This is a genomic window from Marinobacter flavimaris (genome assembly GCF_045057155.1).
GTDB classification, from domain to species: domain Bacteria; phylum Pseudomonadota; class Gammaproteobacteria; order Pseudomonadales; family Oleiphilaceae; genus Marinobacter; species Marinobacter manganoxydans.
Genome location: NZ_CP171359.1, coordinates 1,168,017 through 1,192,135, shown reverse-complemented (window position 1 = coordinate 1,192,135; position 24,119 = coordinate 1,168,017). Strand labels below are relative to the sequence as shown.

The 24,119-nt window shown below is 51.6% G+C and carries 17 protein-coding genes; 2 read left to right on the top strand and 15 right to left on the bottom strand.

The annotated features are described in order from the left end of the window. Positions 1-16: 16 nt before the first annotated feature. The 10 genes from ACGK9W_RS05565 to ACGK9W_RS05520 all read right to left on the bottom strand — a co-directional run bounded on the left by ACGK9W_RS05565 (position 17) and on the right by ACGK9W_RS05520 (position 15,469). Positions 17-193 carry a hypothetical protein gene (locus ACGK9W_RS05565; RefSeq protein ID WP_405419535.1) on the bottom strand — a complete coding sequence of 59 codons (177 nt, stop codon included), beginning with the start codon at positions 191-193 and terminating at the stop codon, positions 17-19. A 269-nt stretch (positions 194-462) separates the two neighbouring features. Further along, on the bottom strand, positions 463-1,779 hold the full coding sequence (locus ACGK9W_RS05560) for an IS1380 family transposase (protein WP_104272564.1): 1,317 nt from the start codon (positions 1,777-1,779) through the stop codon (positions 463-465). A 78-nt stretch (positions 1,780-1,857) separates the two neighbouring features. Beyond that, complete coding sequence (locus ACGK9W_RS05555; RefSeq protein WP_405419533.1) at positions 1,858-2,112, bottom strand: hypothetical protein; 255 nt, start codon at positions 2,110-2,112, stop codon at positions 1,858-1,860. Between the two features lie 81 nt (positions 2,113-2,193). Continuing rightward, positions 2,194-7,401: a tetratricopeptide repeat protein gene (locus ACGK9W_RS05550; protein ID WP_405419530.1), complete on the bottom strand. Its 5,208-nt coding sequence runs from the start codon at positions 7,399-7,401 to the stop codon at positions 2,194-2,196. 26 nt (positions 7,402-7,427) lie between these two features. Beyond that, entirely contained in the window at positions 7,428-7,847 is a 420-nt protein-coding gene (locus ACGK9W_RS05545) for a hypothetical protein (RefSeq protein ID WP_405419528.1), read from the bottom strand. Positions 7,848-7,965: 118 nt separating this feature from the next. Further along, entirely contained in the window at positions 7,966-10,197 is a 2,232-nt protein-coding gene (locus ACGK9W_RS05540; protein ID WP_405419525.1) for an ATP-binding cassette domain-containing protein, read from the bottom strand. Further along, the gene (locus ACGK9W_RS05535; RefSeq protein WP_405419522.1) at positions 10,194-13,769 is read right to left on the bottom strand and encodes an AAA family ATPase; all 3,576 of its coding nucleotides are present in this window, start codon (positions 13,767-13,769) and stop codon (positions 10,194-10,196) included. Before ACGK9W_RS05535 ends, ACGK9W_RS05540 begins: the two co-directional genes overlap by 4 nt. Positions 13,770-13,785: 16 nt before the next feature. Further along, positions 13,786-13,956, bottom strand: coding sequence for a hypothetical protein (locus tag ACGK9W_RS05530; RefSeq protein ID WP_405419519.1), 171 nt, complete (start codon positions 13,954-13,956; stop codon positions 13,786-13,788). Then, a complete protein-coding gene (locus ACGK9W_RS05525; protein WP_405419516.1) occupies positions 13,956-14,960 on the bottom strand; it encodes a phage regulatory CII family protein in 1,005 nt (334 codons plus the stop codon). The genes ACGK9W_RS05530 and ACGK9W_RS05525 overlap by 1 nt, the downstream gene beginning before the upstream one ends. Positions 14,961-14,968: 8 nt before the next feature. Further along, positions 14,969-15,469 (bottom strand): hypothetical protein, encoded by a 501-nt coding sequence (locus tag ACGK9W_RS05520; RefSeq protein ID WP_405419513.1) that lies wholly within the window; start codon positions 15,467-15,469, stop codon positions 14,969-14,971. Between the two features lie 405 nt (positions 15,470-15,874). Here ACGK9W_RS05520 and ACGK9W_RS05515 point away from each other — a divergent pair, with 405 nt between their 5' ends. Next, the gene (locus tag ACGK9W_RS05515; RefSeq protein ID WP_405419510.1) at positions 15,875-16,177 is read left to right on the top strand and encodes a hypothetical protein; all 303 of its coding nucleotides are present in this window, start codon (positions 15,875-15,877) and stop codon (positions 16,175-16,177) included. 349 nt (positions 16,178-16,526) lie between these two features. On the opposite strand, the gene ACGK9W_RS05510 is transcribed toward ACGK9W_RS05515, so the two are convergent. From ACGK9W_RS05510 to ACGK9W_RS05495, 4 genes are read right to left on the bottom strand one after another with little or no spacing between them, the layout of a single operon-like run. Continuing rightward, positions 16,527-17,312: a hypothetical protein gene (locus ACGK9W_RS05510; RefSeq protein ID WP_405419507.1), complete on the bottom strand. Its 786-nt coding sequence runs from the start codon at positions 17,310-17,312 to the stop codon at positions 16,527-16,529. Between the two features lie 14 nt (positions 17,313-17,326). After that, positions 17,327-18,499: a hypothetical protein gene (locus ACGK9W_RS05505; protein ID WP_405419504.1), complete on the bottom strand. Its 1,173-nt coding sequence runs from the start codon at positions 18,497-18,499 to the stop codon at positions 17,327-17,329. 3 nt (positions 18,500-18,502) lie between these two features. Beyond that, positions 18,503-19,357 carry a hypothetical protein gene (locus tag ACGK9W_RS05500; RefSeq protein ID WP_405419501.1) on the bottom strand — a complete coding sequence of 285 codons (855 nt, stop codon included), beginning with the start codon at positions 19,355-19,357 and terminating at the stop codon, positions 18,503-18,505. Next, positions 19,354-19,959 carry a hypothetical protein gene (locus tag ACGK9W_RS05495; RefSeq protein WP_405419499.1) on the bottom strand — a complete coding sequence of 202 codons (606 nt, stop codon included), beginning with the start codon at positions 19,957-19,959 and terminating at the stop codon, positions 19,354-19,356. Before ACGK9W_RS05495 ends, ACGK9W_RS05500 begins: the two co-directional genes overlap by 4 nt. A gap of 261 nt (positions 19,960-20,220) precedes the next feature. Between ACGK9W_RS05495 and mobI the strand changes: the two genes are divergently transcribed. Next, positions 20,221-20,655, top strand: coding sequence for a conjugative transfer protein MobI(A/C) (mobI, locus tag ACGK9W_RS05490; protein WP_405419496.1), 435 nt, complete (start codon positions 20,221-20,223; stop codon positions 20,653-20,655). A gap of 114 nt (positions 20,656-20,769) precedes the next feature. Here the strand turns inward: mobI and ACGK9W_RS05485 are convergent, their stop codons facing one another. Continuing rightward, complete coding sequence (locus tag ACGK9W_RS05485; protein WP_405419493.1) at positions 20,770-24,111, bottom strand: DEAD/DEAH box helicase family protein; 3,342 nt, start codon at positions 24,109-24,111, stop codon at positions 20,770-20,772. Positions 24,112-24,119: the final 8 nt, after the last annotated feature.

The following is a 24,119-nucleotide window of genomic DNA, read 5'->3' as shown; positions in this document are numbered from 1 at the left end:
TGGGTGCACAAATTGTTCAGAAATTGTCTTGATCCGAGAGCTTCCGCTCCAGGTCATCGGTTGTTTTGGCAACATTGAGTAGAACCTGCCTCAAGCGCTGTGGACTGGCATTGGCGTCGACATTGGCGCCAAAAACCAGCGCTACTGTCTCGTTATCGGAATCAATCTGAAGCTTCCAGCTGCCTATCTTCACGCCATTGTTCTGCTTGAGACAGTAAGCAAGTACCTGAATCAGTGACTCCGCTCGAATATAGCACCCTGAGCCTTGGTTGGCTCACGCCTAACTCATTTTTGAAGCCAGTCCGGTTATGTTGAGAGCACGACTGTCAGTTTACCGATTGAAACACCTGCAAACCGGTCTTGCTTTGGCCGAATATTGATCAAGCTGTAACTCTCAGGCACGGGCGATCTGCCCAACAAGATGATCGGGGTGAGATCAAGCAACGAAGCGATCCGGGTTGTCTACCCGGGAGACGCAAGACCGCGATAGAGGTCACGGTAAACGGCAAAACCCGGGCAATGGCGGCCAAAGCGCAGGAACCGTTGCCTACTGCTGTGGATCAGGCGACAGGCCATGTACATCAGCTCCTGCATCACGGTTCTCAGGCGGCGGCGCTTGGCCGGGTGGCGCACAGGTGCATCGGGGCCGGTGAGCCTCAGTCCCATCCAGCGCAGTACGTTGTAGCCCAGCGTTGCAAACGTCATCACCAAGTTGTTGGTGGCGAATTTGCCTGAAGGCAAGCGCTCCAGATCCAGATCGGTTTTGAACTCACTGTGGAACTGCTCACTGGTGGCATGATCGCAATACAAGTCTATAACCTGCTGGTTGCTGGCAACACTCACTGGCAGCGATGTCACCCAGCCTTCCAGGCTGACGTCCGGTTCCAGATATAACTGGCCCTGCGCATCACTGGTACGGACCGTCACTTTGACGATCCGGCGAATGCCGGGTTCGTCCGGTAGCTCTTCCGACAGAACCGCTTCCATTTTGCCGTAGCGGCCCAGCGTCCAGACTTGCTGCTCCTGAGCTTTGTCGGCCCAGACCAGAGGGTCTTGTTTACGAGGATTCCACTTGATCAGGAAATCCACTTGTTCTTGCTGACTCAGAAAATCCCGGTTGTCGCGGGCATCGTGGGCACTGTCCAGACGCAGCAGGATGGGCGAACCAGTCAGTGACCGGGCCCGGGGTAAGACGCGTTTCAACGTTTCCAAAAAACCGTTATTGGCGTGTTGGCTGCCGGGGCGCAGTTCACACCCTAGACACCAGCCTTCCTGACCAAGGTAAGCAGCAATGGGCGCATAGCCGTCGTGCCCCTTGTAGGTGTAACTGACGCCTTCCTTGCTCGTCTGGCTGTTATCCATAGGGAAAACGTCCATGTCTAAGGCCACATGCCCCATCTTCAGGGGAGAAACCGGCGCTTCGACGGACGTCAAAAACTCACAACTGGCATCCTCCAATAAGGGCGTGAGCGCCTGGGCATCTTCATCAAATCGCTGCCGTAATCGGGCCGAGGAGGGCGATTGTTTGATCCCCATGGCGGATTTAAAAAAGGGATCTGTACGCGCTGACTCCACGGCCTCGAAATCGCTCTTGCCGAGCGTGATCAAGCCCAGATAGGTCCGGATCAGGTCGATGTTCGGAATACCGTGACGCTTGACCACGGTGCGGGCGGTTTGGGGCAGCGACGTGTGCCGATTCAGGCAGTGGCCCACCAGAGCCAGTCCGCCGTGGGGAGTGTAGACTTCGGTCTTTGATTGCTGGAGGGTGAAGGTACGCATGGGCCGGTGCACTGACTGGGTGAATGGATGTCAGGTGCGATTATATCGCCTCAGGCCTTGCGGTTGCAGGTCTGGGGATTAAATTAGACCGTGTGAAGTCACGGATTCAGGAAGTACTTTGGCAGTTGGCAGTTCACCTGTGTACGCAGGGGAAAAAACCTCCCGGAACTCCTGATCATCGTACGTATAGGTGCGAGAACTGATAAATACCGTTTGGCTTCGGCCTTCTTCCCAGCCGCTGATCACCACGATCGCGTCGCCGTCATCATCAATTCGGAATTTGAGTTCTGCCAGTTCGAGCATTGCGGGTATGCGTGGATCTGGTTTGCTCATGGCTTTTCCTCTTTATACTAGGCGCTTTTATATCAAGGTTGACCTCCTGTTAATGGGTTAGTCTGATCAAGTGACGGATAATCATCCGCCCGATGCTTCAGCATTCTCGATATCCTTTCGAGTAGCACTGAGGCCTTTCGCGAGATCTTCTAGATCATGGTCGTGAATAAGCTTTTCCGCCTCTGGCAACAGAGCTTTGGCAGCAAGAATGTCGCCAGCCTGATAAAAGGTCAGTATCTGAAAGCATAATGACCAAGCTTTAACGAAATGCCTTTCAGGGTGCTCTGTAGCTTCCATGTCAGTTAACACTGTCTCTATCGAATTGAGCTCTAATAGCGCCTCTGAGAAACGCTTCATATCCCTGAGCAGGCGCGCAGAAAACATTGTCGAATCCAACCGCAGATCAAGTCGATAATCATCAGCAAAAAATGCACAATTAACTGCAAGTCCTTTTGCCTCTCGCCAAATCTCAAGCGAACTTGCTGGGTCTTCGGCTTTTTCCAAGGTTTTCGCCAGGTTACACAGGCCGACCGCGTACTCATCGGCCCAGCCCTTAGGATCCGACGCATAACACTCCCGGAGAACCGACCGCCTTTCTTCGTATAATGGAAGTGCATCGAACGTCCGATTCTGCTCGTTGTAAGTAGTAGCCATTTTTTTGAGGTTGGCCGAAAACTCGCGGGCCCAGCGATGAGGGTCTTCAATATAGTTTTTCCTGTAGGTCTCGAGAGCCTCTTCAATGAGGTCTTGGGCCTCTTTTTCCAGGCCCCATTTAATATTTATGCGAGCATATCTAATCAAACAACTCGGAAAATTGCTGAGATCCGATAATAAGGTAACGGCGTCTTTCCCACCGCGTGCTACCAACTCTTTCTTTGCCTTACGATATAGCTCAATATGCTCTTTAGAATACTCTAAAAATTTTTCAACCGGACCTCTATCGGAATAGAAAAGTGATAGAGAATCTAAACATATATGATATGAATCTATCCAATGCGCTAGCTCTTTTTTTTCTTTATCATTTAGCGTTTCTTGCCGATATTCCAAACTTTCGGTCATTGAAAAAAACCTTTCTCTGCAGACCAATAATGCTTCCTCGTAAAATAAAACCGAATCCCTTAGATTACCCGCTTTTCTGGCTTTGGTCAGAAGGGAGCTTTCTAACTTCAAAGCGCCCTTGCGAGGCAAAACATAATATAATTTTCTTAATAGCTCCATGCGTTCATTTTCTAAGATTGAGAACTCACTGCTATTATTCTCGCACCAAAAATAATCAAGATATTCTCCGAGACAAGCTTCATATGCTTCCGCCCATTTATCGGGCATTTTGGCAAACTCTGCTCTACAGCTTGATAAAACTTCCTCTCGGAGCCTTAATGCCTCTTTGTTGTCTCCGCATCGATAGTAAGCTACTGATAGATTTGCTTTTCGAATGGCATATTCGAATGAAAATTCGTGAGAGCCACCATGTCGATCAAAATATAGATTGAACGCTTCTCTACTAAATTCCAGAACCTGCTCTTTCAACCCTTGCGTTTTATAAAAAAGAATCAAAAAATCCAGGTTATCTGAGTAGCGTTTCGTCCAATAGGCCGGAGATTCCTCATAGTGATCCCTGCATATTTTTAGCGATTGGAGGCAAAAATCAGCAGCCTCTTTCATATTACCCAAAAGATCATGCACTACTGCTACTGCATAAAGGTCTGTTGCGTACGCCTTCGAATATATCCTTGGGGCACTTTCATAGTTTTCACGACTTATATTGAGCGCACGTTTCTGCAGCTGAAGGGCTTGAGAATAGCGCTTAAAGGAACTATGAACTCTAGCCATACCGCGCAAAGCACGAGGCAGGAAATGGGATTTCGCAAATTTGCTCTGCAACCCTTTCTCACATACCGCGCATGCTTTCTCCCAGTAAAGATTTGCTAGGAGCTCCATCTTTCTAGCCTTTGCCAAATAAGCACTTAAATCAAGAATATCCAGATATAAAACCTCCCAGGTCTTTGGACAAACCTCATATCCTGAAGCCGTTAAACTCAGAGCCTCTTCTGCGAGAGCTGCGGATTCTTCTAACTCACTTATTTCTAGCAATTTTTGCGCAAGCTGAGCTAAGCTAAATGTATAATTGTATTTCCATTTTTCGGATTTACACTTATATTTCTCCTTCGACAGTGAGAGCTTGTTCCGAAGGACATCAACAGCGCGTTCAAAATCCCCCAAACGACTATGAGTATTCGCTAAATTACCCAGAATACTGCAAGTCACCTCTACCCATACGTCCAAAGAGGAGCCGCATCCCTCTTGAGTAATTTCCAATGCTTTTTGCAGCGTCAACATTGCCTTATTAACATTTAGATTATCATTAAGATTAAGTCCGTAGTTGTTAAGACATATTGCAAAATTAAGGGCGGACTCGGCGTTATTTGAACCCAATTCTTTTAAATATTCGTAAGAAAATCCGGTCAAATTCACAAAGAAGCTATTGCGCTCCTTATCCAAATTGGCTCCCGACCCAGCATCTTCGGATGCACTCTTCTCAAGCAAATCAAACCATTGATCACCCAGTGTGGCTACCTGCTCTACTAACTGCACCACCCCTCTTTCGAGCTTTTCAGCAGATGGATAAACTCGGTTTAGCAAATACGTAAACTGTCCCAACAAGAACTGCCGTAGCAGGCTGTGCTGGTGCGCGTATTTGCCGGTGTTTTCCTCGAGCCGCCGGATAATCTCATAGGCACGTTCCAGTATTTCGTACTGGGCCGGTTCTAGACCGCCCTGCGCCTTTGCCTGCAACTCTTTCAGGAAGGGCGCCATCTCAGGATGCTCTTGCGGCGAAAGCTGTTGCAGGTCGTCAAGCACATGGCGCACTAGGCCGCTCTCGAACGGGCTGCCCAGCAGGGCCGAGAACAGCAGGCTGTAGCGGGCGGCGCCCCCATAGTCTCCGAAGTGCTGTTCAATCAGGTGCAGCCGCTCCTCCAGAATGGCATAAGAGGCCAGGTTGAAGCCGGCACCGCGGGTGCCCTGCTCGCTGTCGATCAGATAGCTGGCCTGATAGGTGTCCGTCAGCTTTTTAAAGACCTCGCCCAGGGCCTGGGTGAGACTAGTGCTCTCTGGTGCGAAGAATCGGTAGCGGTCAGTACCCTCCGGTTTGATCAGCAGAGGCAGCTCGGCGTTACGACGGTAAAACTGTGGGTCGCTGATTACGTTCAGAGTTTCGATGGCGAACAGGGTGATGATGTCCGAGGCACCCGCTTCGCTAGCCAGGTTGCTTATGACTGCGGCGGAGAATTGTTTGGACTGCTCGGCAGTGATGCCCCGATAGGTCAGGTAGATCAGGTTGGCCAGCATGGGCTGGTCCATGCCCTTCAGGTCTACTTGGCCGGCCAATGAAAGTGACGTTTCAAGTCGTTCATCCGGGCTAAGCGTTGCGGTGTCAATCACGCAAAGCTCGGCGAACAACGAGTTCCTATGGCGGTTCGAGCCCCGATGCACCCTGGATTCCGTCACGGCGGCAAAGCTATCCGAACCCCGGGCAGTGGCGATCACATACACCGGTAGGTTGGCCGGCCATTCGTTCATCAGAAATTCAGCAGTAAAGTCATCCATCCATTGCAGGTCATCGATCAGGAGAATCATTGGCCGTGTTTTTTCAGCCAGCTGGTCGTCCGCGTCTGGCAAGCATTTGTGCGCCATCTGGCTCACTTCGTTGAGCGCCATTCGCATCAGTTCGTATTGCTCATCCTTCTGGTTCGCTTTGGACGACCGACCGAATTCATCCTGGCGCAGGCTGCTCATTTCGTCCTGCTCTCTCCAGGATTTGGCGCTTCGTGCAACTTCGATCGCCGAATCTACGCCTAACAGTTTAAAGATCACTCTACCGAGCTTTGTCCTTACCCTCTTTTTGACTTCCGGATCATCCGATCGGGCATCGTTTGCCAGAGTCTCGGCTCCCTCTTTTAATTTTTGGCCAGTTCTATCAAACCATCCCACGTTTTCTTCATAAATCAGGTTGAACCGGCGAAGCTCGTCTACGAGCGAGTTCTTGAGCGAAGCCAGGCCCGTGGCCTGGGCACTGTGCCCCGTCTGGTTGAGCATTCGAAGGATAGGGATGCTCAACCTGCCCGGATTATCGGTGTCGGAGCGAACCTGCTGGATGAAGCGGTTAGCGAGGGCGGTTTTACCGGTGCCTGGCTCGCCTTTGATCAGGGCCCAGGTCTGCACACCTTCACCGCCTGAACCCGTACAAATCCGATTCCAGTCCTGCCAAAGGCTGTTGAGTTCCGCTTCCCGACCCACGAAGGTGCTGGCGCGAACCGCCGGTACTGGAATATCGGAATCCAACCGTTCCAGCAGGTTGTAGCGGGAGGCCATCATGCGCAGTCTTGAGATGGCTCGTAGCTTCTTTTCGGTGACGTTGTTCTCGACTGAGTCGTGGGGCTGCGGGCCGGTAAAGGCGAGCACCACGCTAATGCCGGCCGTTTGCGCTCTACCCTGATCCGCTTCCTCATTATGGTTTAACTGTCTTAGATCCTTTTCTACCGACACCAGCATGGCCAGCAGAGCCAACGAGGCCTCATCCAGTTGCAGAGGATCTTTAACCACGATAACTTTTGGAGCGCCCTGTGCACTAACCAGCAACATTTCCAGCGCCAACTGCAGGGTTTCGTGACTGGTGGCCTGTTCACTGAGCCGGGGCGCCAGCTCTTTCAGGCGCTTCCGGGCGGGCCTGGATAGATACATTTCGTTATCTGAAGAGAAATACCCGGTCACCGCTTCTGCGCCCGTTTCGCCCGCGGTTTCCAGCAGATCACCACTCTGCTCGGCCGCCGTTTCTACGCCCTTCTCAAACGCAGAAGCTATGAAGTCTGATGCACTGCCTGTCCATTCGGCCAGGTAATCCATCATTTTCTCGGCACCTACACTCAGGCTCTCGCTTACTGCGTCTCCAACACCACCGCCCAGAGCCTGGCCCAGGCCAAAACCGGCGAGTTTTTTAAGGATCTCTCGTTTATGCAAGTCATCGAACTCTTCATCCAAGCTATTAAGCAATGCCCCGAAAATGGATAGAGGAGCCTGGCCTTGCGCTTCACCTACCATCAGCACGTTGGTTTTTCCGCTTTTGATCCCAACATCAAAAACCTTCGCACTGGCATTACAAACCGTTTTGAGCGCATCGTCATTCTGACCGGACAAAGATTCCAGATCGCTTTGTAGAACCTCGATCAGCAGGGCCTGCTGCTTGGCTTTTGAAAGGTCTTTAATCAGGTTGGACAGGCGGTTTTCTGACATGGGCGCACTCCGGCGTTTATTATCGATTAATCAGCAGATGCGGTTTGGAAGTCATCGTAGTCAAGGGTTCTGGCAGCAGCGGTCACGATGTGATCAAGCTCAGGAACCTCCGCAAAAAGAGCTTGAACAAGCTCGAACATCACAACCCTTTCATCCTGATTACTCATAAATTTACGAGTGAACGATTTGAGGTCTAATTCATTCAGCGGCTCAGACCTCTGGATCTCCTCCACCAGATTGAGGGCTGGCCCTGAAACTCCGGAACGCCGGATGCCGTCTACGCTGAACATCCAGTCTGCCGAGCCAAGAAAAGACTCCGGAACAAAGCCCCATTCCGAGTCGGGGTCTTGTATCGCAAACAGCGTGCAGTTCGATGTCTTCGCAACCCGAAGTGCCTCTGTAGCAAGGGCTAGTATTTGAGGTGGGTAATACTTTTGTTCACTCATAGGTTGTCCCTGAATCTTTCACTACGCTATGGGCGGCTAGAGGGCAAAGAGCGCATAATCGAAGGCTACCATTGGGCTATTGCTGAATCTTCGTGATAAATAACGATCCCTCACACCCTCACTCCGGTTTCTCCACACATACCGCAACCGCCCTAAAATCAGTCACCGGATAGGCCGTAGCGATCTGGTTATTCATTAGAACGTTGTCTTCGGGTATCGGGCGGTTGGCGTTGCTCAAATCGAGAGCCCAGAGCACATCTCTTCGTCCCCGATAGTTGCTTCCGGTCCAATACACGGTTTGGGCGAGGTCGTGTGTGCGATTGAACAGTTCAGCAACAATGCTTGCTTCCGCCAGCGAACGGTTTTCGCGAGCACAGAAGTTCTGTGCTTCGTTGCCTGTCAAACTGGTAGGCGACAGGATTGCTTCACCTGCCGTGCGCTGCTGCGCCTGGGCATCGCCGCTTTCTGAGGAGACAAGGGCTAGCCCATAAAGGCCCAATACAAGTGTTATCTTCGCGGCATTTCTGGCGCCCGCCCGGTTCCGGTAATCTTTTCGCACATCAATTACTGCCAGGCCAAAAAACAGAATTCCAAAGCCCAGAAGCACAATGCTATTCACAACATAAGTTTCGGAACCATCAACCGTCTCTGGCAACACCACGTCTAGCCAGTCGGGGCTTTCCTGCCCCATACCTCTAGCAAGAAAATCACCCGGTTGCCGCAGGTCCATCTCAGAGACTTTAATATTCCTCTCCAGATCGTGTTCGCTTGCGTATTGATAGTTCAACGCCATCCCACCTTCGTACAACCACGATGCGGGCATGGGCTTGGCGAGCAGTGGCATCTGACCGCCTTTGTCTTCCCAGAGGTAGATTTCCTCGCCCATATTGGAAAACGGTAAAAGCGCCCCGCCCAGCACAATTTGTGGAATAAGCACGAGCGGTATCAGGTTGTAGGCACTGATTGCGGTCCTCGCCCAGATGGAGATGAACAGGCCAATCACGATGCTCAAAACTATCGCCGAGAACATCACTCCGAGATTCGGTAGAAAGTACGGCATCGCGTCCAGGGTATAAAACGCAACACTGGTAAACAGCAATGCCTGCAGCGCGCCAAAGCCGGTGAGTACCAGAAACTTTGAACAGAAATAGCTGGTCATGGAGAGGCCGCGGAGTGACTCCCGGTACAACATGTCACGGTCCCGGATAATCTCTCCCACACTGGAGACCATGCCAAGAAAGAAGCCGCTGATGATCATCATGAACAGGAACTGGCCGAACAGGGCGTTGTCCTGAAAGTTGTAACCCTGCCCCGGGGGCGAGTATTTGAAAACGACGGCAATCAAAAAACCGAGGAAAGGCGGCGCGGCATAGGTAAGGAGCTGACTGAGTTTGTCCCGAGCTTTGATTCGAACCTGACGGGTTGTCAGTGCCCGAAAATCTTTCAGGCTTTCAAGGGGAGAACGGAGCAGCGGAACTTTTTCAAATGTCTCAGACTTCGACGGCCGACTTGCATTCAGAGGCCCCCGGATATTCCCGGCATTCACAGCGTCCAGCAGGGCGTCAGGAAACAGTGAGTCACACGCTGTACAGACAAGGTCTTTGAACTTCAGCCTTTCCTGATTGGCCTCGTAAATCTCTTTCAACGTGCCGGATGCCACACACTCACCGCGACCGCCAGCGCCCAGGGCTTTAAGCAGCAAGAGCTTGTTGAAGAGCTGAAAAATAGCGCTGGAGGGTTGATGAATAATAACGATGACAATTTTGCCCTGTTCAACGGCCAAGTGCTTCAGATACCGCATTACCTCGAGGGAGTCCGAAGAGGACAGACCGCTAGTCGGCTCATCGATGATCAGCACAGTCGGGTCGTTGATCAGCTCCATAAGCAAGCTTGCCCGCTTTTTCTGGCCGCCGGACAATTCTGGGGGGCGTTTATTCGCGATTTCTGGGGAGAGATTGGCTCTCTTTATCAGCTGGTCAATCCTCTCATCAACTTCGCTGGACGAGAGTTCGGAGTCGACTGCGATGGTGTGGAAGTAACGAATATTTTCGCGAACAGTCAGCTCATCAACGAGGATATCCTTCTGAGGCACAAATCCAACCTGGTTCTTCACACATGACAATCCCTCGTCAGTCACATCCTGGCCGTTGATGAATATTGTGCCCTTTCCCTCTTCGATGGTCAGTTTGCCGAGCAACGCGTTCAATAACGTCGATTTACCGCTACCGGATGGCCCCATAATCGCCATCATCTCGCCAGCATTTACCGAGAAATTTATGTTATTCGTTATGTATTTCTGTTTGGTGTTGTAGCGGGCGCTCATGCCCTGACAGGCAATGTTCTTGATCATGCAGCAACGTCCGGCAATAATTTTTTGATCTCGGCCTGGTCCAGGCTCTCCTTCCGATAAAGGTTTTCAGCCAGGCTCTGTAACTCCAGTTTGTGGGCTTCCAAAAGCCCCCGGGCCCGTTGCTCACACTCAGCCAACCAGGCCCGGCAACGCGATGTACATAGCGCCGCCAGCGCAGGGTCGGCTCTCAGATACTCTGTATCCAACGCCATTGGGCCGAGCTCCTCATCCAGCCCCCAAGCCATCACAGCCTTGCGTACAAGAGCATTAGCCCGGCGGAGATCATGACCGGCTCCGGCAGACATGCCCTTTTCACCAAGCAGCAAACGCTCGGCTTCGCGTCCAGCCAGGGCGACCGTAACATCTGCCTCGATTTCTGAGCGGGTCATGGACAACCCGCCCGCAGCATTGATGGAATCTTCTCGATGGGCGACAAAACCGAGGCTGCCAGTTCGCGGTTGTATGGTGATGTAATCAATACGTCGCCCAGGGAACTGGTAATGAATCGCCAACGCATGGCCGGCCTCATGACAGGCGACGGCCCACTTTTCTTCACGTGCCAGAGACAGGTCCTCGCGGACGGTGCCATACACCATTTGATAAATTGCGGCTTCGAGATCAGCGACCGTCGGGTCTCGATTGTCACTATCCGCAAGATACACGGCTTGCCGAGTTGCGGCCTCTATGGCCGCTGCAGACTCTCCCTGAGTGCGGAGAACCAGTTGCTCAAGCACCGATCCTGTCAAATCGATCTTCAGCCGCTCGGCTGCTTTTATTAGCAAATGCCCTCGGGCCGGCGCATTGGGCAAATCGCAGATAATTTCCTCGTCCAGACGGCCCGGTCGCTTTAAGGCAGGGTCAAGCATCTCGGGAAAGTTCGTCGCCGCAAGCACCATCACAGGCCGTTCGTGGCCACCAAAACCGTCCATTTCAGACAACAGGGTGTTGATCAGGCCCTGGTGACTGGCACTGCTACCGCGAGCAGCCGCAATGGCGTCGATCTCATCGAAGAAGATAATCGCCGGGGCCAATTTTCGGGCGTTGGCGAAAAGCTGCCGGAGTTGAGCCTCTGCCACACCGATTCTTGGGTTTAAGAGTTCCGCTCCATTAATGCTGAAAAATGGCAGCCCGCACTCCCCCGCTGCAGCCCGAGCCAAAAACGTTTTCCCTGTTCCCGGTGGCCCGGCCAGCAGATATCCCGCTGGTGGCCTGAAACCGAAACGCCGGACCCTGCCTGGCTGCTTCAACCAACCAAGTGCCCTTGAGATTTGCCTTACGCCTCGCTCATTGCCTACTACGGCATCGAGTGTCAGGTCTGGAATCTCACCAAGACCAAACATCTGGCCCTCAACACCCGGCGATAATAAGGGTTCAAGGCGAACCATCGAGGGCGATGCGGTTACCAGCTTATCGGTTTCGTTAATGCGCCAATTGAATAGCAACCGCTTGCGTTCCCTGAGCAGTGCGCGAATCAGCTTCCCGGTTTGTTGCTGCTCAAGATGCGTTTTGACGCTCTGGACCAGCGACGATGGGGCATCTGTGCTGAAATGAACCACCTCGGTAACACCCTCGATGGCTCTGGCAGCCTGGATCGCATTTTGTGTGCTGATATCGTTTTTCGGGTTCCGGCAAAATCCGATAATCGGCGTTTCCGGCAGGCTTTCCCGCAATTTCAGAATTCGATGCAAGGCCTGGGTGGTTCTTTGTTGGCTGCTATCGTTGTCGATGAAAAGGTCGATCAGTACCAGATCGAAACTACCCTCTGGTTCTCTCAGCCGGTCGATTAGTTGAGATTCAGGTTCCAGTGAATCAATCTCTATCTGAGCATTAACCTCGTTACTCAACAATTGAAATGTCTGGTTGTCATCATCAATCAACAAAAGCCGGGCGGGCATTTTCAGGTTCCGCTCAACCAGCATTGAGTCAAACAATGCTTCAATTCCCTGAAATCTGGTTTGCCGTGGCTCCTCGAAAGATTCACGCTGTGCCTCGGGAGTCGAGCCCTCAATCAGGCTCCTCATGCAGTCCACCATATCCATTTCAGTTGCGGAGGCAGCCGTGCGGGCAGACAGATCTGGCAAACGCTTCATTAACTGCAGTGCCGCTAGCGCGGTCGTGCATTCCGGTAGCTGAATGGAACTAGCGCTTAATTCCTCACGCCGAGCATTCCAGACGGAAGTGTAGATACCCAGAAGCTTCTCGGGCTTTAATGGCTCGAACACCAAAAAGCGCCCTTTGGTGAGCCGATTGATGAATTCCGGCGAAAGCCCGTTCGATGAAGATTCGCCCGGCTCTCTCTGTAAAAGTGAACCAAGGGTGGCGTTATCCAAAGTCCCAAGCACCTGTGATGCGCTACGCCGGTCTGCAAGGTGCTGGCTACCAAGGTTTGTTGTGAACAGGATAAACGCCTGAGAAAAATCGACCCACTTCAGCGAAGCGTTATCCTGACAGTGGCCTCGATCCAGCACACCCAGTAACGACTGAACAACCTCCGGCCGTGCCTTTTCAATTTCATCAAACAAAATAACGGATTTTGGATAATTTCTTACCTGGTCAGTCAACTCACCCAGTGTTGCATCGGAATAAAAATGGGAGCTTCCAAATAAAGCTGCGGAGGCTTTCTCATCCGTAAATTGCTGCATATTGAAGCGCAGAAATCTGAAGGCCTGCCCCTCTACATCGCTTATTTCCTGCGCAAAAGTCTCCGCAAGTAACGTTTTCCCGGTCCCAGATTCGCCCATCAGGGTGAAAATACCCCGCGGCCCCGGCCCTGCACGAAGAAGCGACTGAGCATAGCCATCGCAGATAGCTTCAAGGGCCCGATTCTGTCCTTTAACAACTTCTCCTAGGGCAACCTTCAGCTGTCGTGATCGTTCCAGGTGAACCCCATAGTCGTCTGTTTCAAGGTTCTTTTCCCACCACTGTAGGATCACCCTTTCACTATCTGCGCTTGCAAGAGTTGCGAGGGTTTCTCGCATAAACCCGGGCAGAGTATCGGCCACTAATGCCCGTCCAAATTTCTGAGCAAAGTCTTGAAAAAATTCGTCAATGGAGACTTTGTCGTTTCTTTCCTGATAGTCGTACCAACAGTATTTATCCTGGTCGCCAGGCGGCTTCCGCGTTACCGCTTGCTGGAGTTGGCGGCGAACCGCGAGTAACGGTGGGGTTTCGACGATCAAATTCGCGGGTCGATGATTGAAGCAAACAGAGAAGACCTGTCTCATGAATGGCAATTGCAAAAGCGCCACGATTAAAACGGCGCCTGCTTCGGACTCTATATCACGCAGCGCGGCACTGAAGTACCGAATTTCTTTATTGAATTCCCAGACAACCTCTTTTTTTTCTGCCAGATCCATTCGGCCGGTCAGTTCTTTCAAAGCCGCACTCATAGGGAGAGTGATAGCAAACCTGAAGAAGGTTGCTATTTCTTCTTCGCCACGTTGATCGCGATCTTGCGGTTCATCAGAAAGCTCAAGAAAGGGATTGTCATCAGAGAATTCCTCTGGATCCAGAAAATCGAGATCCTCATCCCATTCAATATCGTCTGAGCCATTTTTATTATCATCAGTCATCGGGCTTCATGCCTCGCTATTGCTTCTGTTGCGGTTTCTCTGAGTTGAGAAGATTCAACTCTTCCCTGATGCGCTGCTCCTTGAAGGCCAGCATAAGGCTCTCATCCTTTCTGCCAGCTAAACGGCACCAGAGCTTTCTGATCTTCAATTTCCATAAATCGCTGCGGGTGGTTTTCGTTCCAGACATCAAAAATCCTCGCGCTTGGCACGGTGGGGCAAGGCACCGGAATTCATCACAAGGCTAACCTGGGCCTGATGCTCATCAACCAACTCCTGATAGATTTCACTCAGTTCTGCCTGGGTTATCTGGCGGTCGCGAAGAGCATTACTGATTTTTTCTGCCGTATCCGCCTGCCGAGACTCCAGCTGAGAGTAGGACTGGATCAGATCCTGTCTTTCTGGCTGCCAGTCCAATATTGGAAGCGGCCCCAACCGATACCCAAGACTTTCAGCAAATGCTTTTACTACGCTGCGACTCTGGTCGAGAAACAACAATTTGAGAAAATTTGGGACAGACAACTGGGTGTATCCATCGGACTCCAAAGCGGCTTTCAGAACACGGCTGGACAAGTCCTCAAGAGATGAACCTTGCTGTTTGAAGTCTTGCAGCTTTGCGTGGACGCTATGCTGGAAAACTTCATAGCGCTGCCTCCAGTCTGCATCGCCACCAACAAGCTTCGCCCCCTGCCCGGCGAGGCATGCCTGCTCAAGTTTGAACAATAGAGACAGGCTTTCACAAAAGTCTTCGTAGATTTCTCTAAGGAGGGATTGGCGGGCACCATCTACCGTCTCCTTCGTTGTCCTGTTGATAACCGAGACAAGAAGGTGTTGTGTTTCGGCTAATTCGCCGTTGCGATCACTGAAAGCCCCGAGCAGGTCCGCCTGAGGATCCTCGGAAACACGGGGTAAGGGTGCAATGAGCAAATCCAGTTGCCGGCAGATCGAATGCAGTACAGGTTTGTTGTCGATAAGATCCAGAACAGCCCAGAACTCGTCGAGTCTTAAATGATGGGTATCGGTGGAAGGGGTGAGAGCGTTTTGGAAAGAACCGGAAGAAGTTCGCACGGGCCGCCCTTGCTGCAACATCTCACGATGCAACGCTGCAGCCTTCCGACCACAAGAGTTCAGCGCGGTTCTAAGCTCCAAAGATACCTGATAGTGCCATTCGTCCAGCGTAGCCCAGGTAAGCATAAGTACACCTACTTTGTTCTGGGTAGAAGTTCAAATACCTGTTCTATGTACCTGCGCTCCGCGTCCACGATTCGGCGAGCAAACATTTCATCTGCCCCACCAACCATATCGGCAGGACAGGTGGCGGCAATTTCCAAGCATGCCTGGAAGAGCTTGTCCCGATCGTAAAGCGAATCATTTTTTGCCTTCCCTTCGGCATTTCGAGCGCCAAGAAGCTCACCAGCCACTTCAAAAAAAGGCCGTAGTGTGGTCGGATCCGGTTTTTGAGCGACAAATGTTCTGTGAAAAATGTCCCTATCTGCCTCAGAGACAACTTCCATTCCTCCTGCGAGTTCTGCAAGCGCGCGGCAGTGGTCCTGTATGATCGCTTTAAGCTTTGCGCGCTCTGGAAACTGATTTCGACCATCTGCCCACATAACCTGAACAACAGGAAGAACCGGGGCAAGGTAGATCAACGAAGGCGGGAGATCGTGTTGCGACAGCAACGCTGCAAAACGGGATTGCGGCATTCGTAAATTCCTTTTGTGAAACTGGCCAACCCTAATCGCTCTTGATTAACGAAGGTTAACACTAGAGCAGATAAGCTCCGTTTCAAAGCTGAAATCCTGTTCTTTTTCAAAAAACTACAATTCGAATAAAAATATTGACCAACTCCCCTCCTGAAAAACTGAATGGGCCATATGAGCCGGCTCTGCTCCGTTACTGCTAACCATCTGGCCCTACCACTTCACGAAAAATTCTGACTGCATTACGCGGCTATTTTTGTGAAGGCGTGTTGTCAGTGCTGCGTCTTGCAAACCGTTACCTTCGTCACTGCACATTTGGGACGTCTATTTCCAGCATCCGGCTGACACCAGATTGCCGGCAAATTTGTTAACTGAAGAATCATCTGAAGATTTTGGAGTGGCACAAAAATGGCTATCGAAAAAAAGGAACTAAAATCGCATTACGCCTGCATTCCGAACGGGACATTGGAGGATCCCCGCCTATCACTTGATACCAGAGGATTACTTGCATTTCTTTTATCCAAGCCCGAGGACTGGATCATAAGAGCCAGCCAAATCAGGCGAGAGTTTGGGATCGGAAAAGTGGTGCAACAACGAATCTTTCGGGAACTAGAGCGCGCGGGGTATTTGGAACGTAAAGTTCTTCAAGGTCGAGATGGGCGCTGGACCACTGGAATTATTATCCACAGGGAATCTCTTAATCCACTTTGAACCGAGGACGGATTACCCGGCAACGGTTCTCCCGCCATCGGATTATCCGACACCCGACCATAAGGCCCCTTACTAAGAAACTTCAGACTAAGAAGTAGTGAACTAATGAAGGTAAGCACAAACCGGCAACCAGCTGATGCACTCCTTCACCAAAAATGTCACAATCATCCTGATGAAATTCACGCTGCTTGGGAAAAGTGGAGGACCCGCCCAAATGTCGATCGAGATAGGAGTTTTGACCGCCATGGCCATCGGCATCCTCGGTGCAACCATCCTCACCGGATGGTGCCTCCACTCTCGCAATCGAGAACGTAAAAACCCCGATTAATCCCAGCGTCAGAAACGCCGGTCAGTAATCCAACCCGACGTATTTAGACGTGTTCTCCTCATAATTGAACGGCGCCAGAGGATAAATCACGGCAGCACCAGAGGCTGCCCCCGCCCAACATCCTGAGTCTTCCAATCCCAAAGTATTTGGCTTTCCGACTGAGTGATATTGTATGTATGCGCGGTAGTCTTTCGCGACCTGAGAGGTTCTCTCCAGGCCAGCCAGCATTTTATCAATTTTGTATGTCGTATCCTGAGGCGGAACGTTTCCACTGCAACGCATTGCGGCGACTTTCCCTGCTCGGGCATCGTAAGTGAGGACAGCCAGGTCTGGTCCAAAGCCATTTTTTTGAATCAATTGCTCGCCGATTTGTTCCGCAGCTTGGTAGTAAAGCGCCGCCCTCCAGTACCTGCGATTCCATAGGGAGAACGTACCCTGCAGCGCATAAACCATCAGAGTGACCTTCGACGCGTGCTTTCTCGACACATACATTAAATTGGAGTAGATGTCGTCATGGTCAAGCCACTGAATATACAGCTGCTTCGGATCTTTTGATGGAGGCAACTGGAACTCATAACCATCGAAAATCGTATCTAGCCGCTCATCCAGCGCCATTGCAACAAGAAGTCGGGCCGGAGCATCGCCGTCATTTGCAGCTCGGTCCATGATGTCTCGTGCCCGAGTCTTGTCAAAGTCCCATCCGGACGCTGGGAGAGATACCGCCAGCAGCATGGCCGCCATAATGCCGCACACGCACTTCGTCATACCAATACCTTCTCGTTGCCGCTTTGAAAAAACCAATCTCATTATCCCGCCACCCTCTATTTCAAGTACTTCAACAGCAACTGCTTAAAAATCGCATTTGCATCTGAATCATCTGCTGAATCGTCGTCTAGCAAATAGCAATCATGTTCGCAGACGTGGTTTCCATACAGGCTAAGCTCAGCTTTTACACCACGCTGCATGATCTCTATCACCTCAGCTTCGTTGGCTGCCTCAAACGGAATTTTCACTGTGAAACGTTGCCCACAGTAAACTGCCGATGCGCCTTGCTCGACAGAGCCGCATTGCAGGTCGGATTTTCGTTTATCGATTTTGGCGTCACCGCCGACGACATTGCCCTTTGTCAGCGATATCTCCCCTCTGGTTGCCTGTGATCGCTGGTAGCCCGTCTGCGCGGAATCCTCGGTCATTGGTTGAGCGGATACCAGCAGAGCGTTTTTATACAGAATGAAGTTCGAGACGTTCCGGCCAACTGATAGGCGCACCGGCAGAGGGTGAGCGAGATCGTATCGCAGGCTTTTATCCACTCGTCGACTCGAGACAAGATTCACGGCGGCAGTATTGTTGAAAACCTTAAGGGGGCCTTCCGGTATTACCTGACTGCCCTGAGGAATAAGCGTATAGACCAGCCGGTAGTAGGTGTCCCACCAGGACTGATTCACAATGATATCTACATAGATATGGCCTTTGATCTGGTGAGCGTCGACAGCCGAAACATAATAGGATCGGAGAACGATGGCATATCCAGCGTTCAGTTGATGCCGCGGGCCAACCAGAAACTCATCCAGGAGACGCCGATACTCGCCGATCGACTGCTGAGCCTGATCCCAACTCCGCACATCCTCAATTCGCTGATCCCACGTTTTTATCTCCTCCGGTACGATTACGGCGATATCTTTCTCAGTCAGAGTCACCTGCAGACGCACATGCACCCCATCAAAGATTTCACGCTCTTCTAAAAGTTCGTAGCTGTGGACCCGGCCACTGGTAACAGCGGTGGCCATTGAATGAAACTGGTCGCCATTCATTGTTGTCACGGAAAAAACCTGACTACCTAGCGTCTCTACCAAGGCCCTACTCAAGGCCGACTCAATAGCGGAGTCCCGATCCGACCCTGTAGCACCCACGGTGACAACGGTGTTCGCAACGGCGAAAACCGGCAGGATGAGAGCAGCTGCCACGCTGATCAGAAATCTCAGCATCACATTCATGAATCAGCCCCCTTTTACCCAGCCGAGGAGGAAGCTCTCAGCAACTGCCTCGTCGCCTTCCCACCAAACTCGTTCAGCAACAACTTCCGACCGCACGAATCCTGTAGCGCTGGAGTGACTCATGTTGACTTGTTGACCGGACTGCACCGCAACGGCCCTTATGGACGCGCCTTTCAAACGATTAACGAGAGCAACTCTTCCCGTATGCCGAGCCTTGCGTCGCGCTTTGTATTCCACAGAAATTCGCAGTTCGTTTGATCCGCGCAGGGCGGACGCTTGCTCCTGAACAACCGCGTAACGGTAACCGTTGACTCCATTGCCTCTAGACAGCCCTGCCAACCGGTAAGCCTCAATCTTCCGAAGAACCTCTGCCCTGTGCGCGCGAGCCACTTCATTACGCGCAGCCTCAACAGACTCGATCGGAAGGCTGAAACGAAAATAACCGTTCACAGCATTGCCGGAGGAGTGAGCAACAAACTCTGAATCACCGCCCTGAAAAAAACCTTGCGATGCACTGTCGGTATAGCGTTCCCCCGCCACTGAATATTGGGCGATGCCGCCTTCATCTGTCTGTGTGGATTCCACAAGCTTCTGACTAGTAATCACACGTCCGCCGACCGCCAGTAGGAACTGTGCTTGGGCATCACTTCGTGCCCGGGTCTTTGCCTGCGCGATCGAGCCTCCCTGCCCGATTCCCACAAACACCATGCGCTTGCCATCAGGCTCCCGAAATTGAGTTTGTGAGGTCCACGATGGAAGCTCAGAGGTCTTGAGGACAAATGTATCGTTTGCGCTGGCCAAACCAGGTGCCATAAAGAGAAGACTGATCGTGATTAGAAGAACACCTCTGTTCATCATTCGTCCTCCTCTAACCGACGCATATCTTCCAATTCACCGGACCTTTCAACATGAAGCGAGTTCATCGTCATGGAGGCCTGAACAAATGCGTTGAAGAAGGTTTTGCCGGTTCGGCTATCCAGCCATTGCTCAAATCGAGAATTGTCCACTGTCATTGAGTTCACGGCGTGAACAGACAGCTGCTGCGTAATCCGGTTCAGCTCCTGAACCGGATCTTGTACCCCACTCTGCGTATTAGCTCCGCTTTCAATTCGCTCGACCTTGTCCTCGACCTGGCTGGAAAAATAGTTAGCGATCAGGCGGCGAGCATCATCCATGGCAGCATCTCGCGCGCCCTTTTGCGTGCTGTGCCGGTTACTCATCCCGACCACACGGACAGCCTGGTCTGCTGAATCTTTTCTTGCAGCCGGCATAAGTGTCCACGCTGGACGAGCGCTTTCTCCGTCCGATGTCCAGATTAGCTTGTCGGCGACCACGGGAGGCTCGTAGGTAGTAGTGCAAGCGGTCATAAAAATGACCAGAGAGAGTGTCGCAGAGAGAGGAATGGTGGGTTTGAAATTTACCATTTTGCACCTTGTCGCAATTGAGGGATCAGCTTTCATTCTCCTGATCATTTCCTAAGTGCAACCCCGGGCCCGAACCTGCTAGTTATTCATTCAAAAAAACTCAACCCACCAGCTATAGGCCAACTCCGTCGATAACATTTATTTGAATCGCAAGCTTGCAAAACGCAGGGGTAAAAATGGGGGGCGTTATGTCAGTCGCAAGAGGATCGATTCTTTAATCTGTCCTTAATCCAGGGAACACAGCTCAAACCCATTCCTGGAGAAGAACAAAATTGACTGATTGAGGAATTACTATCTATGACAATTCAGGAAATAATCGCAGCCCTACATCTTAAGATTGAAGAGCTAAAAAAAGAGGCACAAAAGATTGCAGATGAGCATTGGCAATTCCACTATCGGAACAACGCACTACTGCTTCCAAGGGAAAAGGGTCGGCTTAATGTGTGGGTCCGCATGCGTCAGTATCGCCTTGAAATCTATTGGACTTACTTCAAGTTTTTCAAACGCGCTAACAGTGATAAATCCGGAGTTTACTCAAACTACATCCCAAAAGGCAGAGGAAATCAATATCGCGCAAAAAGCCTGGCACTTCGAGCAGAGCCGTGGGAAATCGATAAAGTTTTGGAGGTAGAGGGGAAGATGGCTGAAATCCGTGCTGAATATGCTGATATTAAACGTGCGATCACTGCACTGAAACGAGCAGAGAAAAACGCAGTTGAGCGCAGCTCTTAAAAACTAACCTGATTATTCGAATATTCTAGTCCGCAAAAACGAGTAATTGACGAGTCGCCAGGGATTTGGCCGGCGACTCGCCTTTTCTTACTCTCACCTAATTCGTCGTCCCGATCAAGTCACCGCCTTGACCAGCTTCTCAACATACCCAACATCTTCATCACGGAATAGTATATTCCAGCTTTCCATAAGCTCCCGAGTGACTGCATTGCCTGTCGTATCCTTCCACTGGCTGACAAGTTGTGAAGAATGGGTTTCTGAAATAAGGAACGCATGCAGCTCAATTCCTGCATTTTCCGGGCGCTGCTTGCGAAGGTCAGACTCAATCTCCTTTATCGTCTCATGGAAGCGAACTTTGGGATCGTCCGGTTTGTGGTGGCGCAGGCCTTTCGGATCAACGAAGACGACTTTCTGGGACTGGCCCTTGACCAGCCAAAGGATAAAGTCCGGATAAAAGCCACCATCCACGAACACGCCGACGGCTCCTTGTCCGGTCTGGTTGCGAAGCAAGTAAACCTCGTAGCCCTCAAACGCACCGGCTTTGGTTGCTGCCTGGATATCGCGAACGAAATCGGCCTCCCCTTTGTTCAGGGATACTGGAGTCACCTGAAAATCCAGACCCTGGGTAGACGCAAGTAGTGGCTGATAGAAGTGTCTCTCACACCAGATAAACTCCAGTCCCTCTGCGATCTTGCCATTCCAGACATCCACCTCACCGTTGGTGATACTCTCTCTCAAATTTGAGAGCTGTTTGATCAGCGACTGATGGCGAACCCGGTCAAGAGTGACCATGTAGCTGCCCTCTGGTGTGGCTTCACTTACACCCGGGAGATACTTCCGGTTTTCAGTAATAGGCCTATACTCAAGCTTGTCTGCCTCCCACTGCTTACGGCGGAAACCATAGAACAACTCACAGTACTTTCTGAGGAGGGATATCGCCATGTCATGCCATAGCGCCATCTTCTCCAGTCGCCCCAGCTCCATGGCCTCATCCGGGGCATAGAGCCGGTACCAGTCGTACCGGTTATCAGTCAGGAGTTTTTCAACCACATCCGGGGTGATGGTCAGGTTTGACCAACGCTTGTCCCGCTTGAATGCCAGCAACTCGAAATAAAGGCGCTGCATATCCAGCAGCGCAATGTGAGTGGGCTTTAGACGCTGAATCTTGGCTCCGGTGTTCTGAACGCCCTTCTTGTCGGTTGCGAACAGTCCAACCTGGGGATAGAAATCCAGGCTGACCCTCGACGGATTGCAGAAGTAGTCGATCTCAGTAGGCTGCAACTCACCTGGAGCCTTCAGTACCACCTGTTCGGCAAGTTCCTGAAATGCTGTACCGGAACCACCAATGGCCTTATTGGCAATGCTTTCCTTAACACGAACAACATGGAGGTCCTTGCGCAGATCCTTCATCGGCTTGAGTGGAAGCACGAATTCTTCAAGGCCCTCGTTAACCGGGATCTCTTCGTCGTCCAGCTCCTTCCGGAACTGAGCGATGTAATCGGCCTTCACCCCAAAGATGTTAAGGGTCTCCATGACACCAATGTGGTCAGGCCGCTCAATGCCGGCCTCTTTCAATCCAGTGGCAAGCTCGGCAGAGCGCTTAAGTGTTGTTTTCCAGCCTTTCAACCGAACACCACGGCCGAACAGCTGGATGATCTGGGCACCCTCATTCTTGCCGACGTTCATCAACGTCATGTTGGAAACGCGCCAACTACTCCAACCCTCAGTGAACTTCTTCGAGCCCAACAACAGGTTGACCGGTGAGCTGTCGGTGTTAATGCCATGGAACAGGCTTTCGCTAAAGCGAGATTCCTGAGTGAACAGATCATGCTTTTCGCAGAGCTTGACCAGCTTTGCATCATCCCCCACGTTGATGACACCGAACGGCGTGTCCGACGTGCCAGCGCGAAGCGCGATTTCACCAGGAATACCGGTAATATTTTCAATGTGGAGGCGGCCACCACTGCTGTTGAATACCCTGTCCAGCAGGTCGTGGTAAAGCGCATCCCCACTCTCACCCAGCTCTTTCAGGTAATTGAACCGACCATGGAGCAGATCGGTACCGCCCTTGGCAACCATGCCGCGTTTCAGCAGGTAATCTATCGCGGCAACCGTTTCCTCCTGCTTGTGTAATACCTGGTCGATAAACGCCAGCACCTGAACCGTGTCTGAAGCTTCACCGCTGGACAGCGTTGCCGTTACCTTTGAGCTGACAAATACCCATAGGGGCTTTTCCAGGTTGAAGGGCTTGAAGCTGAGCTTTTGCTCTTCGAACAACCGTAGTTGCTGGTAGTAACTCAGTAACGAGGCAACCAGATATCGAAATTCATCCTGGGCATTGGGATTTGCTTGCAGGTTCAGGATCTGAGATTGCTTACCGTAGCCATCCCCGTAAAAATGCCGGTACGAGTAGTCGAATAGAATGGCCTTGGTATAGGTCTGGCGCAGGTTCTCATGTTTGGAGCCTGACTGGGCAAACGTTGCGGAGTATTCGAAGGAGAAACCCAGCGAACACAATTTTTGCCGGTAGTCGTACCAGCTGCCACCACCACTGGCCGTTCCACGATGGCCCTCGTCCACCAAGAGCAGGTTGCGGGAACCAAAGGAGTCGACTGCAACCGTCTTCTTCTTCTCGCTATCGCGGAGCTTGTTGATGTCGATGACAATCACATCCTGGGCGAACAGATCACCACCACGGGCGGAGAACTCACTGGCCCTGATTCCGGATTTGTCCAGGTCACGCAAGTGTTGCTGGGTAAGCCCCTCGTTGGGGGTCAGCAGAATAATCTTGTTGATATCCCCTGCTTTGCCATACCGTTGCAGGTAGAAGCGATACTGCAGGATGTTGGCGTGCATGATCAGGGTTTTACCGGAACCGGTCGCGCTCCAATAGGCCACCATGTTGAGCTGCGGCCAAAGATCGTCTTCCGGGTTGAGTAAATCCAGCGGTTTGTGATTAAAGGCCTGCTCCACAACCCAGTGGTCATTCCAACGCTCAATCTGTTGGTTGAGCGCCTCCAGCAACTCATCCGGTTTGGTGAACAGATAGTCCAGGTAGATCTCGGTGAACAGGAGCATCAAGTACTGGAAGTACTTCCATTCAATCGGCTCCTCACCGGAGGCCAGGCGCGCGTTATTGATGGTATCCGTCAGTTGCTTTATCCGGCGGTCGTACTCCAACAGTTGCTCATCGCTCAGCTTCGCGTTTTCGTTGAGGTTTTCCCGCATTCTCTGGATCAGCAGGTGCTCCCCCTCGGCATTGCGGCCGCTGGTTTCACCGATCAGCTGGAAACGATCGCGAAACGCTTCAAGCGTTGGCGCTTCCCGATTACCCACATCAAACTGACCACTGAGCGAGTCGAAGCCGAACAGGGAGAACAACCACTGGTTGAGCACCAGGTGATGGCGGAATGGCAACGTCTGCTTGCTGCCCTGGGCGGATTTCCTTGCTGCCATGATGTTCC